Here is a 14,017-nt window from a genome sequence, read left to right as displayed (position 1 = left end):
AGAAGAAGGGATGGCTACTTGCGCAGGCTCTTCACCGCGCCCGAGAAGAAGCTGTAGAGCGCGTCGCCCGCGATCACGCCGCCCGCGAACACCTCGAGCCGCTCGCGCGCGGCGCTGCCGAGCACGCGCTGCAAGAGCAGCCGGCAGGCGATGCCGGCCGCGACCATCCAGCCGGCCAGCGGGCTCGCGATCAGCAGGCCGGTGGCGAACAGCACGCCGAGCTGCTGGCGCGCGCCGCCCGCGAGCTGCAGCAGCGCGCCGGGCACAGCCCACAGCGCGAGGTTGCGCGCGGTGTCGCCCGAGATGCCGGCCTTGATGGCCGCGACGTAGGCCGCGTTGATCGGCGCCGTCTGGTGGTTGGCGAAGAACAGCCGCCAGCTGCAGGCCACGACCACGATCGCCACCGCGAAGCCCACCATGCCGGCGATCATCTGTTCGCGCCGGCCCGCGGTCTCGAAGGCCGTGCCCGAGGTCTCACCGCGCAGCAGGTGACCGGCCTTGAGGTCGTAGCCCATGTCGGCGAAGGCCGGCCCGGTGGCGGCCGAGAAGCCCGCGAGCACCACCAGCGCCTCGGGCGGAAAGCCGATCAAGATGCCGATCAGGAGCGAGATCAGCGCCACCGCGAAGGCCGGGAACCAGCCCGAATGCATGGCCGCGATGCCCACGATCAGCTCGTGCACGAAGGCCGCGAAGGTGCCGTAGAGCACGAAGCCCACGAGCATGCCCGGCGACATGCCGTGGTAGACGCCCGTGCCCACGGCCAGCAGCACCATGATCGCGAGGTAGCCGATGCCGCCCAGGCGCAGCGAGCGGCCCAGCGCGCGGGCGCCGCGCGCATCGGGCGCGCCTGCAGTGACGCCGTGCTTCTTCAGCACCACGCGGCCCACCTGCGCCAGCGCCACGATGCCTGCGCCGATCATCATCCCGTGCGGCAGGTAGAGCGCGCCGATGTCGATGCCCGTCAGCGGCAAGGCGTAGCCGCGCACCAGCAGCCCGATGCCGAATGCCGTCATCGCGCCCAGCCCGCCGATCAGCGCCACGCCGAAGGCCGACATCGGCAGCTTGAACACCGCGCCCAGCGCGCCCGTGGCCAGCCCGCCCAGCAGCAGCCAGGCCTGCTTGCCGCCGCCGTCGCCGGCCTTGATCGCCTCGGCCGCCGCGATGCCCAGCGGCCACGGGTTCTTCGCGGGGAAGGCCGGCGTGTCGAACATGCGATAGAGCAGCCAGGCATCGAGCAGCATCGCGAGGCTCACGCCGACCAGCATCGGCACCACCATCTCGGGCAGGCCGAACAGGAACGGGATGCCGATCGGCAGGAACAGGCTGTTGGCCGCGCCGAAGGTGGCCGAGGAGATGCTGGTCTGCGCGAGGTTCTGCGCATGCACCGAGCGGAAGCCGCGGAACATGGCCAGCGGCACGCGCGCCAGGGTCATGGCCGCGAGCGCGCCGATCAGCGAGGTGCTCGGCGTGATGCCCAGGCTCGCGAGCATCTGGATGCCGACGATGGCGCCGAACACGCTGAGCACCAGCGTGAGGACCAGGTTGGCCGGTGCCAGGGCCTTGGGGTGCAGCGCGGGCGGGGTGTGATCGTGCAGCGGCGCGAGCGCCGTGGCCTCGGTATCGATGCTCATCTTTTCGGTAGTTCCATTTTTTGGAACTTGATGCGATAATGTTGAACCGCATCATAGGACCGGTCCGGGCGCTGTCAAGCGCGGCTCACCCGAGCCCGTATCGCCGTCGCGCGCCGAACCTGTGATTCCCCTCGATCCACCGACCCCAGATATGAGCACCCTCGCCAACGCCATGGACGTCCTGAAACTGATCGCGCGCCTGCGCCGCGACATCACGGTGACGGACGTGGTGAACGAGCTCGGCCTGCCCAAGAGCTCGGCCTCGCGCACGCTGAGCATGATGGCCGGCTACGGTTTCCTCGACCGCGACGCCGCCACGCGCGCCTACCGCCCGGGCGGCGTGATCATGGAAGCCTCCTACCACTTCCGCGCCTCGCGCAACGCCGCCTCGCTGGTGGAGGAGGCGCTCGCCGCGCTGGTCGACCAGACCCGCTTCACGGGTTACATCAACGTGCTCGACGGCGCCGACACGCTGGTGATCCAGATGCGCGCCGGCGCGGGCGCGCTGCAGATCTACACGCCGCCGGGCAGCCGCGCGCCGGCCTACTCGAGCGCGATGGGCCGCGCGCTGCTCGCGCGCCTGAGCGACGCGGAAGTGACGGCGCTGCTCGGCGGCCGGCTCGACCAGGGCCGCGGCGACGCGCCGCGCACGCGCAAGGACCTGATGGCGCGGCTGGCCGTGATCCGCGAGACCGGCTGGGCACTGTCGCGCGGCGAGTACGTGACCAACGTGGCGGGCATCTCGTCGGCGGTGTTCGACGCGGCCACGCGCCAGACCTATGCCTTCGGCGTCGCGCTGCCGGCCGAGCTGCTGTCCGAGCCGCTGGTCGAGCGCTACGGCGCCGTGGTGCGCGATGCCGCGGCGAACGTGGGCAAGCGCATCGGCGACCCGTATTGGCTCGCTTTCGGTGCCAACGTCCCCTGAATTTCGAAGGTTTTTCCCGTGTGCGGTGCAGTTTTTCGCTGGGCGCGCACCGCCTTGAATCGCGGGAAGGGTTCGCACCAATCACGTGCGGGCACCGTTTTTGCTTGAATCCGGAAGCATTCACCTTCACGGAACCAAGCCCGCATGAACAAGCGCCATCTGCTCCAGTCCTTCCTCGCCGCCTCGGCCCTGAGCTTCGGCCTGCCCTCGGCCTTCGCCCAGGCCACGACGCCGATCAAGTTCCAGCTCGACTGGCGCTTCGAGGGACCGGCCGCGCTGTTCCTGCATCCGGCCGCCAAGGGTTACTTCAAGGCCGCCGGCCTCGACGTGACCATCGACGCGGGCAACGGCTCGGGCGGCACGGTCACGCGCGTGGCCTCGGGTGCCTACGACATGGGCTTCGCCGACCTCGCGGCGCTGATGGAATTCCACGCCAACAACCCCGACAGCCCGAACAAGCCGGTCGCGGTGATGATGGTCTACAACAACACGCCGGCCTCGGTCATGACGCTCAAGAAGAGCGGCATCACCAAGCCCGCCGACCTCACGGGCAAGAAGCTCGGCGCGCCGGTGTTCGACGCGGGCCGCCGCGCGTTCCCGATCTTCGCCAAGGCCGACAACATCGGCACGGTCAACTGGACCGCGATGGACCCGACCCTGCGCGAGACCATGCTGATGCGCGGCGACATCGACGCCATCACCGGCTTCACCTTCACCTCGCTGCTCAACCTCGAGGCGCGCGGCGCCAAGACGGCCGACGTGGTGATCCTGCCCTACCCCGACTACGGCGTGAAGCTCTACGGCAACGTCATCATCGCCTCGCCCAAGCTCATCAAGGAGAACCCCGAGGCGGTGAAGAAATTCCTCTCGGCCTTCGCCAAGGGCGCCAAGGAAGTGATCGCCAATCCCGCGCAGGGCATCGAGTCGGTGAAGGCGCGCGACGGCATCGTCGACAGCAAGCTCGAGACGCGCCGCCTGCAGCTCGCGATCGACACCGTGATCAACAGCCCCGACGCGCGCGCCGACGGATTCGGCGCGGTCAACGCGGGCCGCCTGTCGCTGATGGCCTCGCAGGTGTCGGACGCCTTCAACACCAAGACCCGCGTGAGCCCCGAGGCCGTGTGGTCCGCCGCACTGCTGCCGCCGGCCGCCGAACTCAGCGGAATCCTGCGCAAGTGATGGCGGACACCGCGAACGAGGCCGCCCCCTTCGTCGACTTCCAGGACGTCTGGCTCGCCTACAACGAGGAACTGCTGCGCGCCAACCACTTCGCGGTCGAGGCCATCGACCTGAAGGTGAAGCGCGGCGAGTTCATCGCCATCGTCGGCCCCTCGGGCTGCGGCAAGTCGACCTTCATGAAGCTCACGACCGGGCTCAAGATGCCGTCGATGGGCCGCATCCGCATCGACGGTGCGCCGGTGACCGGGCCGCTCAAGATCTCGGGCATGGCCTTCCAGGCGCCCTCGCTGCTGCCCTGGCGCACCACGGTCGACAACGTGCTGCTGCCGCTGGAGATCGTCGAGCCCTATCGCTCGAACTTCAAGGCCAGGCGCAAGGCGTACGAGGAACGCGCGCGCCGCCTGCTGCAGAAGGTGGGCCTGGGCGGCTATGAGGACAAGTTCCCGTGGCAGCTCTCGGGCGGCATGCAGCAGCGCGCGAGCATCTGCCGCGCGCTGATCCACGAACCGAAGATGCTGCTGCTCGACGAGCCCTTCGGCGCGCTCGACGCCTTCACGCGCGAGGAGCTCTGGTGCATCCTGCGCGACCTCTGGACCGAGCAGCAGTTCAACGTGATCCTGGTCACGCACGACCTGCGCGAATCGGTGTTCCTGGCCGACACGGTCTACGTGATGAGCAAGAGCCCGGGCCGCTTCGTGGTCAAGCGCGAGATCGAGCTGCCGCGTCCGCGTGAGCTCGAGCTCACCTACACCAAGGAGTTCACCGACATCGTGCTCGAGCTGCGCAGCCACATCGGCGCGATCCGCGGCAATGCCGCCGGCGCGACCGGTGCCGCGGCGGTGGCGCACTGAGGAGCGGCCATGAAGAACAACAAGCAACTCGAACGCTGGTCGCCCTGGCTGCTGCTCGTGGCGGTGATCCTGCTGTGGCAGGTGATCTGCGCGGGCTTCGGCGTCTCCGACTTCATCTTCCCGAGCCCGCTGCGCATCTGGAACCAGTTCTGGGAGTTCAAGGAGATCATCGCGGGCCATGCCTGGCGCACCTTCTGGGTCACGATGGCGGGCTTCGGCCTCGCGATCGTGGTGGGCGTGCTGCTCGGCTTCGTGATCGGCAGCTCGCGCCTGGCCTATGCGGCCATCTATCCGCTGATGACGGCCTTCAACGCGCTGCCCAAGGCGGCGTTCGTGCCGATCCTGGTCGTGTGGTTCGGCATCGGCATCGGGCCCGCGATCCTCACCGCCTTCCTGATCAGCTTCTTCCCGATCATGGTCAACATCGCGACCGGCCTCGCCACGCTCGAGCCCGAGCTCGAGGACGTGCTGCGCGTGCTCGGCGCCAAGCGCTGGGACGTGCTCATGAAGATCGGCCTGCCGCGCTCCATGCCCTACTTCTTCGGCTCGCTCAAGGTCGCGATCACGCTGGCCTTCGTGGGCACCACGGTCAGCGAGATGACCGCGGCGAACGAGGGCATCGGCTATCTGCTGATCTCGGCCGGCTCGTCGATGCAGATGGGCCTGGCCTTCGCGGGGCTGATGGTGGTGGGCGCGATGGCGATGCTGATGTACGAGCTCTTCAGCGTGGTCGAGAAGCACACCACGGGCTGGGCGCACCGCGGTTCGCAGAACCAGTGAGGCGCTTCAGGGGCTGAGCGCCGATAGCGCCCAGGCCGCGAGGCAGAGGCCCAGCCCGAACACCGCGTGGGTGACGAGGCTGTGCCAGCGCGCCACCCACGGGCGCGGCGTGCGGCGCGCGGCGAGGCCCGCGCCCATGCCGGGCTGCATCAGCAGCCAGGGCGCCGCCACCGTGCCGATGCCCACCAGCAGCGCGAGGCCCGGCGTCGGCCGCCGCGCCCAGTCGAGGCCGCCGATTCCCAGCAGCACGAGCGCGAACGCGATGCCGGTCGCATAGTGGAGCGCCCAGCCCAGCAGGCGCTCGCCGGACACGGGCGCGGTGGCCGCGATCGGCCGATGGACGAAACGCCCGCGCGGCAGATGCGCGGCCCAGCGGCCGACCAGCGCGTAGTCGAGCGAAGGCAGGCCGAACACGCGCCGGCGCACGAGGGCCCACAGGTCCATCACGGCCGTGGCGCCGATGCCGATCGGCACGGCGCGCGCCAGCAGTTCGGCGATCTCAGCCATGGAACACCTCGTGCGGCGCGGCCGCCTCGGCGCTGGCCAGCCAGCAGGCCGCGGTGAAGCGCACTTCGTCGCCCTGCACGAAGGGGTCGAAGGCGGCACGCACGGTCTCGATGACGCGTTCGCGCGTCGCCGCATCGGCCTGCTCGAGCGCAAGGCCGACGGGCCCGAGGCGGCTCAGATAGGGCACGAGTTCCCGCGCGGGCAGGCTGCAGGCCAGATCGACGGGACGGATCGCGATCGCGCCCCAGCCGGCCTGCGCGAGGATGGCCTCGACCCGCTCGCGGTCGGCGAAGCCGAACTGTCCCGGCGCGCCCGGCCGGCGCGCGGGCAGTTGCGGCAACAACGGCGCCGCCGCGCGTTCGGCCGTGGTCATGAACGGGTTCTCGGCGGCCGCGCGCCACGCGAGGAAGCGCAGCGCGGCACCGTCGCGCGCGGCGCGCCGCAGGTTCGCGAAGGCCGCGACCGGGTCGTCGAAGAACATCACGCCGAGGCGCGAGACGACGGTGTCGATCCGGCCGGTGCGAAGGCATGGGTCTGGGCATCGTCGCACACGAAGCGCGCCTGCGATCCCGCGCGCTCGGCACGTGCGCGCGCGGCCTCGATCATCGGCGCCGAGATGTCGATGCCGACGCATTCGCCAGCATCGCCCGACGGCCCCGCGAGCGCGAGCGTGACGGCACCGGTGCCGCAGCCCACGTCGAGCACGCGGCCGAGGGGATGCCCGGCCAGGGCCTCCATCAGCAGCGTGCCGAGCGGTGCGAACAGGCGGTCGAGCAGCGGCTGCCGGTCGACCCAGGCGCGGCCCGCCGGGCCGTTCCACAGCCGCGCCTGCTCGTTCCCGGGCTCTTGCGTGTCGTGCATCTTTCTTTCCTTTCTGGCTTGCCTTCGGAAGGCGGAGAACGCACTATGCAAGTTCAAGTCGACTTGAGGTCAAGAGGATGGCACCACTGGATATCGCGCAGGTGGCGAGGCAATCGGGCGTGCCCGCTTCCACGCTGCGCTTCTACGACGAGAAGGGGCTGATCGCCTCGACGGGCCGGCAGGGGCTGCGCCGGCTGTTCGATCCCGGCGTGCTCGAGAAGCTCGCGCTGATCTCGCTGGGCCGCGCCGCCGGCTTCTCGCTCGACGAGATCGCGCGCATGTTCGCGCCCGACGGCCAGCCGCGCATCGACCGCCGCATGCTCGAGAGCAAGGCCGACGAGCTCGACCGCACCATCCGCCAGCTCGCCGCGATGCGCGACGGCCTGCGGCATGCGGCCGTATGCCGCGCGCCCAGCCACATGGAATGCCCGACCTTCCGACGCATCCTGCGCGCCGCGGGCACGGGCGCCATCGCGACACCCGATCGCAAGGCGCCGCGCAAGCGCGCCGCTCAGTCGAGCAGCAAGGAGGCCTCGTCGCGCCAGTAGGCGACCGCCGCGAGCCAGCCTTCCCAGACGCAGCCGTTGCAGCCGCGCCCGCAGCAGGTGGTGGGTTCGGGCGGCGGCGCGCGCATCGCGAGGCCGCGCGCCGACAGCAGCGGCGCGATGCGCGCGATCAGGGCCTGGGCACTGGCGAGGTCGGTCGGCGTGGCGAGAAGGGCCGGGTCGGCGAAAGGCGAAGCGGGCATGCGGTGCGGAGGCGGTCGAGGCGCGATTGTCGGTGCTTCAGCAGCCCTTCAGGCCGCGCGGGCGAGCGTCCGCAGAATCGCCGCGATTGCCCGCCCTGATGCCCTGCCCCGCCTGCCGCACATCGACCTGCTGCGCGGCCTGCTGGTGGTCTTCGTGATCCTGCTGCATGCAAACCTGCGCCTGCCCTTCGGTCCGCCCGAGCTCGCGCAGGCGCTCGGGCCGCGCCTGCAGGGCATCCTGTTCAGGAGCGGCTACTACGCGGTGACCGCGTGCAGCCCCGGCGCTGGTGCGCGGGCCGCGTCGCGGCGCCGCTGCGCTGGTTCGGGCGTTGCAGCGACGAGGTCTATCTGAGCCACACGGCACGAGGCTTCTCCGAGCCCTGCAAGCGCTGGCTGCGCGAGGCCTGATCAGGTCCCGAGGTTCAGCTCCAGCCGCATGCGCGCGCCGCCCGTGTCGTTGCTGCCGATGGTGAGCCGCCCGCGATGCAGGTGCGCCACCTCGGCCACCAGGTGCAGCCCGAGCCCGGCGCCGCGCCCGCGCGGCACCAGCCGGTGGAAGGGCTCGACCACGCGCTCGCGTTCCGACTCGGGAATGCCCGGCCCCGAGTCGAGCACCTCGATGCAAAAGGGCTCGCACAGCCGCACCTGGATGTCGCAGCCCTGCCCGCCATGCTCGATCGCGTTCTGGATCAGGTTGGTCAGCGCGCGCTCGAGCGAGGGCGCATCGCCGCCGACCACGATCGCCAGCGGCGCATCGACCGACAGGGTGCAGCGGTTCATGATCGCGAGCGGCGCGAGGTCGGCCGCCGCGCGCTCGCACAGCGCCTTCAGGTCCACCTGCTGCGCCTGCACCACCACGCCGTCGAGCCGCTGCAGGTCGAGCAGCTGCTCGGCCAGCGTGGCCAGGCGCGCCGAGGCCTGCATCAGCTTGACCTTGAGCGGATCGTTGGGCAGTCCCTCGAGGCGGATCTGCAGGATGGTGATCGGCGTGCGCAGCTCGTGCGCCGCGTCGGCCAGGAAGCGCTCCTGCCGGTCGTAGCCCTCGTTGAGCCGGTCGAACGCGCGGTTGACGGCATTGACCAGCGGCCGGATCTCGCCGGCCACGCCATCGAGCGGCAGCCGCGTGGTGCGCTCGTGCACGTCGATGCTCTCGGCATGCGCGGCGGTGGCGATCAGCCCCTTGAGCCCGCGCTTGACCACGAAGGGCGTCGCGAGGATCACGCCGAGGCAGGTGACCAGCGCCATCGGCGCCACCAGGAACAGGAAGGCCACGCCGGTACCCCGCAGCGTGCTCTTCATCGACAGCGGGTTGCCGGTTCGCACCATCATCGCGACCGGTCCGGCACGCGTCTCGACGCGCTCGAAGCGCGCCTTCGGCTGGCCGTTGCTGGTGGCGAGGTCGATCCACACGCGGTCGATGCCGTCGAAGCGTCCGGCCAGGCCGAGGTAGCGCGCGGGCACCTCGCCCTGCACGAGCTGGTGGCCCTGGGCATCGCGCACCAGGAACCACAGGGCGCCGCCGGCATCGGCGCGCAGTTGCTCGAACTCGGGCGTGGGCCGCATGGCCAGCGCGCCATCGGGGGCGCGCTCGATCGCGCCGCGGATCACGCGCACGGTCTCCTCGCCGGTCTCGTCAACCACCCGGCCGAGCACCCAGGCCAGGCCGATGAAGCCGCCCATCACCAGCAAGCCCACCACCACCTGCAGCAGGATCAGGCTCCAGATCAGCTGCCAGCGCAGCGACAGCAGCTTCATGCGGCGCCCGGCGCCGCGCACAGCAGGTAGCCCACGCCGCGGATGGCGTGGATCTCGACCTGGGCGCCGGCCTTGTCGAGCTTGGAACGCAGGCGCGAGACGTGGGTGTCGAGCGCGTTCGAATGGATGTCGCCCTCCTGCCCGTAGACGCGGTCGTGCAGCGACTCGCGCAGCACGGTGCGCCCGCGCTGCTCGAGCAGGGCCTCGAGCACCAGCAGCTCGCGCCGCGTGAGCAGCAGGCTCTGTGCATCGACATGCGCCTGCCGCTGCAGGTGGTCGAACTGCAGCCGCGCCAGCGTGGTGACGGGGTTGGCGCGCAGCGCGGGACGGCGCGCGAGCGCGCGCACGCGCGCCATCAGCTCGTCCATCGAGAAGGGCTTGGCGAGGTAGTCGTCGGCGCCGCCGTCGAGGCTCAGCACGCGTTCGGAGATGTCGGCCATCGCGGTGAGCACCAGCACCGCGGCCGCAATCCCGTTGGCGCGCAGGAACTCGATCAGGCTGAGACCGTCGCCATCGGGCAGGCCGCGGTCGAGCACGATCACCTCGTGCTGGCCCGCGAGCACCGCGTCCTGTGCCTCGCGCAGCGAACCGGCCACGTCGACCACCGCCTGGTTCTGGCGCAGTGCCGCCGCCAGCGCCTGCGCGAGTTCGGCTTCGTCTTCGACCAGCAGGATTCTCATATCGGGCCGGAATTCTAGAGGGCGGCCCCCGTAATGTTCACGCAATGCCCGCGCCTACCCTGGCCGGTTCATCCATCCAGGGAGCCCAGGTGACACCCCTCTCGTCCCGCCCCGTCAGGACCCCATGGCACGCGGCGCTGGTGCGGCGCATCGCCACGCTGTGGGTCACCAAGATGCTCGGCACCACGCTCGGCATCTCCGGCTTCTTCGTGCTGTATTTCTGGGTCATGCACCACCCGCTCGGCCAGCCGCTCACGATGCCGCTCACGGCCGTCGACCACTGGGTGCCGCTGAGCGACGACGCGCTGCCGCTCTACGCCTCGCTGTGGCTCTACGTCGGCCTCGCGCCGGCCCTGGCCAAGGACCGCGCCGAGCTGCTGCTGCACGCGCAGGCCGCGGCGCTGATGGCGGCCATCGGGCTCGCGGTGTTCTGGCTCTTTCCCACCATGGTGCCGGTGTTCGCGGTCGACTGGACGCAGTACCCCTCGCTGCAGTTCCTCAAGAGCACCGACGCGGGCGGCAATGCCTTCCCCTCGCTGCACGTGTCGTTCGCGGTGTTCACGGCCGTGCTGATGACGCGCCAGCTGCGCAGCGTGGACGCGCCCGCCTGGGTGCTGGCGCTCAACTGGCTGTGGGCGGCGGGGATCGTCTATTCGACGCTGGCCACGCGCCAGCACGTGCTGCTCGACGTGCTCGGCGGCACGGCGCTGGCGGGGTTCATGAGCTGGATCACCGGCCCGGCGCGGCGGCGGCTGATCCTGGTGGGCGTCTGAGGCTGCACCCGGCAGCCTGCGTCACCAGAAGATCCAGAGCGCGAGGCCGCCGAAGATCGCCCACTTCACGAGATAGTACGCACGCTTGTCCCAGGCCTTGAGGCGCTTGCCGATCACGCGGATCTGGTAGATGTACTTGAAGGCGCGGTTGATGCCGCCGGTCTTGTCGCCGGCATCGTTGGGCGAGCTGGCCGCGGCCAGCAGGTTCTTCGCGAACCAGCGGTTGACGGCGCTGGCCCAGCGGTACTTGAGCGGACGCTCGATGTCGCAGAACAGGATCACGCGGTCGTGGTCGGTGGTGTTCTCGGCATAGTGGATGTAGGTCTCGTCGAACACCACCGATTCGCCGTCGCGCCAGTGGTAGCGCTGGCCGTCGACGTCGATGTAGCAGCCCTCCACGCCCGGCGTCCACAGGCCCAGGTGGTAGCGCAACGAACCCGCGAAGGGATCGCGATGGCGCACCAGCCGGCTGCCGGGCGGCAGCTCGGCGAACATCGCGGCCTTGATGGTGCCGATGCCGCGCAGCAGCTCGGTCGTGCGCGGGCACAGCACCGCGGCCGAGGGATGGGCCTCGTCGTACCACTTGAGGTAGAAGCGCTTCCAGCCGCTCTTGAAGAAGGAGTTGAAGCCCACGTCGTTGAACTGGCTCGAGGCCTTGATGCTGCCGCCGTTGCGCATCGCGAGCGCCTCCTCGCGGATGACCTCCCAGTTCTCCTCGAGCACGCGCATCTCGGGGAATTCCTTGGGCGACAGGTAGGGCGTGCTCGGCACCTTCGAGAAAAGGTACATGAACACGTTGAGCGGCGCGAGGAAGGTCGAGTGGTCCGACAGCTGGCGGAAGAAACGATGGCGCACCTGGCCGCGGAAATGCACGTAGAGCGCACTGAGCGCGAAGATGGCGAGAATGACCCACTTCATGTGAGAGTGTCCTGTTCGGGGGGAGCGCTGGAGAGCACCCGCTAGTTTAATTCTTCACACCTCAACGAGCCTGACGCGGGTTTTGGCCCCGAAAACGGCTCCGCGCCTCAACCGCGGCCCTCGAGCATCGGCTGATCCTGCCCCTCGACCGCCAGCGGCAGCCGCACCACCGCCAGCAGCCCGCGGCCGCCGGCGCCGGTCTCGAGCGCCACGCTGCCGCCATGCTTGTCGACCACCGACTTGACGATCGCCAGCCCCAGTCCGCTGCCGCTCTGGGTCTGGCCCGGACTGCGGAAGAAGCGGTCGAATACCCGCTCGCGCAGGCCCGGCGGGATGCCCGGGCCCTGGTCGGCCACGCGCAGCACCGCCTCGCCCTGCTCGCGCGCCACCTGCACCTTCACCACGCTGCGGCGCGGGCTGTACTTGATGGCGTTGTCCACCAGGTTGTCGACCATCGACACCAGGCTCTCGCGCTCGCCGAGCACCGGCACCTCGCCCGCGCAAGCCAGTTCGAGCTCGACGCCGCGCGCATGCGCCACGCCCTCGATCATCGCGAGCCGGTCCTGCACCAGCGCATCGAGCGACAGCGCCACCGGCAGCGCGGCATCGGACACGGCGTCGCTGCGCATGAGCTGCAGCAGCTGGCCCACCAGCCGGGTCGCGCGGTCGTTGCTGCGCAGCAGGTTGCCCATCAGCTCGCGCTGCCCGGAATCGATGCTCTGCGCCTTCAGCGCCTCCACGTTCACGCGCATCGCGGCCAGCGGCGTGCGCAGCTCGTGGGCCGCGTCGGCGATCAGGCTGCGCTCGCGCGTGGTGCTGTCGCGCACCCGCTGCAGCAGCGTGTTGATGCTCTGCACCAGCGGCTGCAGCTCGCGGTGCGGCGGCCGGTACGACAGCGGCGTGAGGTCGGCCGGCCCGCGCTCGGAGGTCTCGCGGCTCACGCGCCGCCAGGGCCGCAGCGCGAGCCGCACCGTGAGCCAGGCCGGCACCACCAGGAAGGGCAGGCTCACCAGCAGCGGCAGCAGGTAATAGCCGCGGTAGGTGATGTTGACCACCAGCCGCCAGATGCCGGGCTCGGCGATCATCACGCGGGTGTCGAACTGCGGCGAATGCAGCGTGCGCGCGCGCCATTCGCGCCCGCCCGCGTGCACCGTCTCGATGACGTCGGGCGCGCTGTTGAAGATCTCGGGCACCGCGTCGGTGGTGCGGTAGATCAGCTTGCCGCGCTGCCACACCTGCAGCATCGGCGAGGTGTCGGATTCGGCGTTGCCGTCGCTCGCGGTCTCCATCAGCGCGAGATCGAAGGCATGCAGGGTGTCGTACTGGCGCTTCGGGTCGTCGGCCAGGTTGATGGCGATCGCCGCCACGCTCTCGTAGATCTTGCTGAAGCGCAGCAGCTCCGGGTCCTTGTAGGAGTCGTAGAACAGCAGCCCGACGATCAAGGTCCACAGCGCCGCCACCACCGCCATCTGCGCCAGCACCAGCCGGCGCATCAGCGAGGGCTGGATCACCCGCCCGATGAAGCGCAGCGCGCCACGGATCATGCGCGCGGGCTGCCGGCGCGCGCCAGCGACTGGGCGTCGACCACGTAGCCGATGCCGCGCACGGTGCGGATGTAGCCCTGGCCGATCTTGCGGCGCAGGTTCGAGATGTGGACCTCGAGCGAATTGCTGCCGATGCCCGGGCCGCCCGGCAGCACCTGTTCCTCCATCACGCGGCGCGTGACCACGCGGCCGGTGCGCTTGAGCAGCAATGCGAGCAGGTCGAACTCGCAGCGCGAGAGCTCCACCTGCTGGCCGTCGACCAGCACGCCGCGCGTGGGCTCGTGCAGCGCCAGGCCGCGCATGCGGATGGTCTCGTCGTCGAAGCCGTAGCTGCGGCGCGCCAGCGCGCGCACGCGCGACAGCAGCTCGGCCAGCGCGAAGGGCTTGACCAGGTAGTCGTCGGCGCCGTCGTCGAGGCTGCGCAGCCGGTCGTTGAGCGCGTCGCGCGCGCTCAGTACGAGCACCGGCAGGATCTGGCGTTCGCGGCGCAGCCGAAGCAGCAGATCGATGCCGTCGCCGTCGGGCAGGCCGAGGTCGAGCAGCACCATGTCGAAGGCACCGCTGTCGAGGGTGCGGATGGCGTCGTCGAGGCGGCGCACCCAGACCACGTCCATGCCCTGGTTGGCGAGCGCGATGCGCACGCCGTTGCCGAGTTCGAGGTCGTCCTCCACGAGCAAAAGATTCATGACAGTCTCCGTGCGGTGCGCCGCCCGGCACCTGGGGAGCGGGAAGTATCTGCCAAGCGGCGTTCGAGGACTTCAGGATTCCTTCATGAAGGCCATAGCCTCGCTTCAGGTCGGTTGCCCACACTGCCCGCCATGCCCCGGTTCCATCCCCTCTTCTTCCCGCCGCGGCGCGCCTTCCT

General features: G+C 70.2%; 16 protein-coding genes and 1 pseudogene. 7 read left to right on the top strand and 10 right to left on the bottom strand.

Annotated elements, in window-relative coordinates; translation table 11 throughout:
* Positions 1 to 14: 14 nt before the first annotated feature.
* The gene (locus ACHMXE_RS18820) at positions 15 to 1,631 is read right to left on the bottom strand and encodes an OPT/YSL family transporter (RefSeq protein ID WP_395350637.1); all 1,617 of its coding nucleotides are present in this window, start codon (positions 1,629 to 1,631) and stop codon (positions 15 to 17) included.
* A 151-nt stretch (positions 1,632 to 1,782) separates the two neighbouring features.
* On the opposite strand from ACHMXE_RS18820, the gene ACHMXE_RS18815 reads away from it, so the two are divergent.
* The 4 genes from ACHMXE_RS18815 (at position 1,783) to ACHMXE_RS18800 (ending at position 5,366) form a co-directional block, all read left to right on the top strand.
* The gene (locus ACHMXE_RS18815; RefSeq protein WP_093340596.1) at positions 1,783 to 2,556 is read left to right on the top strand and encodes an IclR family transcriptional regulator; all 774 of its coding nucleotides are present in this window, start codon (positions 1,783 to 1,785) and stop codon (positions 2,554 to 2,556) included.
* A 144-nt stretch (positions 2,557 to 2,700) separates the two neighbouring features.
* Positions 2,701 to 3,735: an ABC transporter substrate-binding protein gene (locus ACHMXE_RS18810; protein ID WP_395350634.1), complete on the top strand. Its 1,035-nt coding sequence runs from the start codon at positions 2,701 to 2,703 to the stop codon at positions 3,733 to 3,735.
* Positions 3,735 to 4,586, top strand: coding sequence for an ABC transporter ATP-binding protein (locus ACHMXE_RS18805; protein ID WP_395350633.1), 852 nt, complete (start codon positions 3,735 to 3,737; stop codon positions 4,584 to 4,586). Before ACHMXE_RS18810 ends, ACHMXE_RS18805 begins: the two co-directional genes overlap by 1 nt.
* Positions 4,587 to 4,595: 9 nt before the next feature.
* On the top strand, positions 4,596 to 5,366 hold the full coding sequence (locus ACHMXE_RS18800) for an ABC transporter permease (RefSeq protein ID WP_093340600.1): 771 nt from the start codon (positions 4,596 to 4,598) through the stop codon (positions 5,364 to 5,366).
* 6 nt (positions 5,367 to 5,372) lie between these two features.
* On the opposite strand, the gene ACHMXE_RS18795 is transcribed toward ACHMXE_RS18800, so the two are convergent.
* Together ACHMXE_RS18795 and ACHMXE_RS18790 are read right to left on the bottom strand one after the other, a co-directional pair.
* Complete coding sequence (locus ACHMXE_RS18795) at positions 5,373 to 5,873, bottom strand: DUF2938 domain-containing protein (protein ID WP_395350631.1); 501 nt, start codon at positions 5,871 to 5,873, stop codon at positions 5,373 to 5,375.
* Positions 5,866 to 6,734: pseudogene (locus ACHMXE_RS18790) on the bottom strand (class I SAM-dependent methyltransferase). Before ACHMXE_RS18790 ends, ACHMXE_RS18795 begins: the two are co-directional and overlap by 8 nt.
* A 77-nt stretch (positions 6,735 to 6,811) precedes the next feature.
* Between ACHMXE_RS18790 and ACHMXE_RS18785 the strand changes: the two are divergent.
* A complete protein-coding gene (locus ACHMXE_RS18785) occupies positions 6,812 to 7,282 on the top strand; it encodes a helix-turn-helix domain-containing protein (RefSeq protein WP_395350629.1) in 471 nt (156 codons plus the stop codon).
* On the opposite strand, the gene ACHMXE_RS18780 is transcribed toward ACHMXE_RS18785, so the two are convergent.
* A complete protein-coding gene (locus ACHMXE_RS18780) occupies positions 7,246 to 7,482 on the bottom strand; it encodes an oxidoreductase-like domain-containing protein (RefSeq protein WP_395350628.1) in 237 nt (78 codons plus the stop codon). The two genes, ACHMXE_RS18785 and ACHMXE_RS18780, sit on opposite strands and share 37 nt — an antisense overlap.
* A 37-nt stretch (positions 7,483 to 7,519) precedes the next feature.
* The gene (locus tag ACHMXE_RS18775) at positions 7,520 to 7,651 is read right to left on the bottom strand and encodes a hypothetical protein (RefSeq protein WP_395350627.1); all 132 of its coding nucleotides are present in this window, start codon (positions 7,649 to 7,651) and stop codon (positions 7,520 to 7,522) included.
* A 101-nt stretch (positions 7,652 to 7,752) separates the two neighbouring features.
* Between ACHMXE_RS18775 and ACHMXE_RS18770 the strand changes: the two genes are divergently transcribed.
* Positions 7,753 to 7,890, top strand: a complete 138-nt coding sequence (locus ACHMXE_RS18770) for a hypothetical protein (protein ID WP_395350626.1) — start codon at positions 7,753 to 7,755, stop codon at positions 7,888 to 7,890.
* Here ACHMXE_RS18770 and ACHMXE_RS18765 read toward each other — a convergent pair whose 3' ends face one another.
* Together ACHMXE_RS18765 and ACHMXE_RS18760 are read right to left on the bottom strand one after the other, a co-directional pair.
* Positions 7,891 to 9,237: a sensor histidine kinase gene (locus ACHMXE_RS18765; protein WP_395350625.1), complete on the bottom strand. Its 1,347-nt coding sequence runs from the start codon at positions 9,235 to 9,237 to the stop codon at positions 7,891 to 7,893.
* A complete protein-coding gene (locus tag ACHMXE_RS18760) occupies positions 9,234 to 9,917 on the bottom strand; it encodes a response regulator (protein ID WP_395350623.1) in 684 nt (227 codons plus the stop codon). Before ACHMXE_RS18760 ends, ACHMXE_RS18765 begins: the two co-directional genes overlap by 4 nt.
* Positions 9,918 to 10,006: 89 nt before the next feature.
* Here ACHMXE_RS18760 and ACHMXE_RS18755 point away from each other — a divergent pair, with 89 nt between their 5' ends.
* Positions 10,007 to 10,690: a phosphatase PAP2 family protein gene (locus ACHMXE_RS18755; RefSeq protein WP_395350621.1), complete on the top strand. Its 684-nt coding sequence runs from the start codon at positions 10,007 to 10,009 to the stop codon at positions 10,688 to 10,690.
* A 21-nt stretch (positions 10,691 to 10,711) separates the two neighbouring features.
* Here ACHMXE_RS18755 and lpxO read toward each other — a convergent pair whose 3' ends face one another.
* From lpxO to ACHMXE_RS18740, 3 genes are all read right to left on the bottom strand, one after another.
* Positions 10,712 to 11,608: a lipid A hydroxylase LpxO gene (lpxO, locus tag ACHMXE_RS18750; protein ID WP_395350618.1), complete on the bottom strand. Its 897-nt coding sequence runs from the start codon at positions 11,606 to 11,608 to the stop codon at positions 10,712 to 10,714.
* Positions 11,609 to 11,715: 107 nt separating this feature from the next.
* Complete coding sequence (locus ACHMXE_RS18745) at positions 11,716 to 13,152, bottom strand: ATP-binding protein (protein WP_395350616.1); 1,437 nt, start codon at positions 13,150 to 13,152, stop codon at positions 11,716 to 11,718.
* Positions 13,149 to 13,838, bottom strand: coding sequence for a response regulator (locus ACHMXE_RS18740; protein WP_203202407.1), 690 nt, complete (start codon positions 13,836 to 13,838; stop codon positions 13,149 to 13,151). The genes ACHMXE_RS18745 and ACHMXE_RS18740 overlap by 4 nt, the downstream gene beginning before the upstream one ends.
* Positions 13,839 to 14,017 lie beyond the last annotated feature (179 nt).

The sequence above is a fragment of the Variovorax sp. UC122_21 genome (genome assembly GCF_044056785.1).
Classification (GTDB): Bacteria; Pseudomonadota; Gammaproteobacteria; order Burkholderiales; family Burkholderiaceae_C; genus Variovorax.
This window is presented reverse-complemented; position numbering and strand designations above follow the sequence as displayed.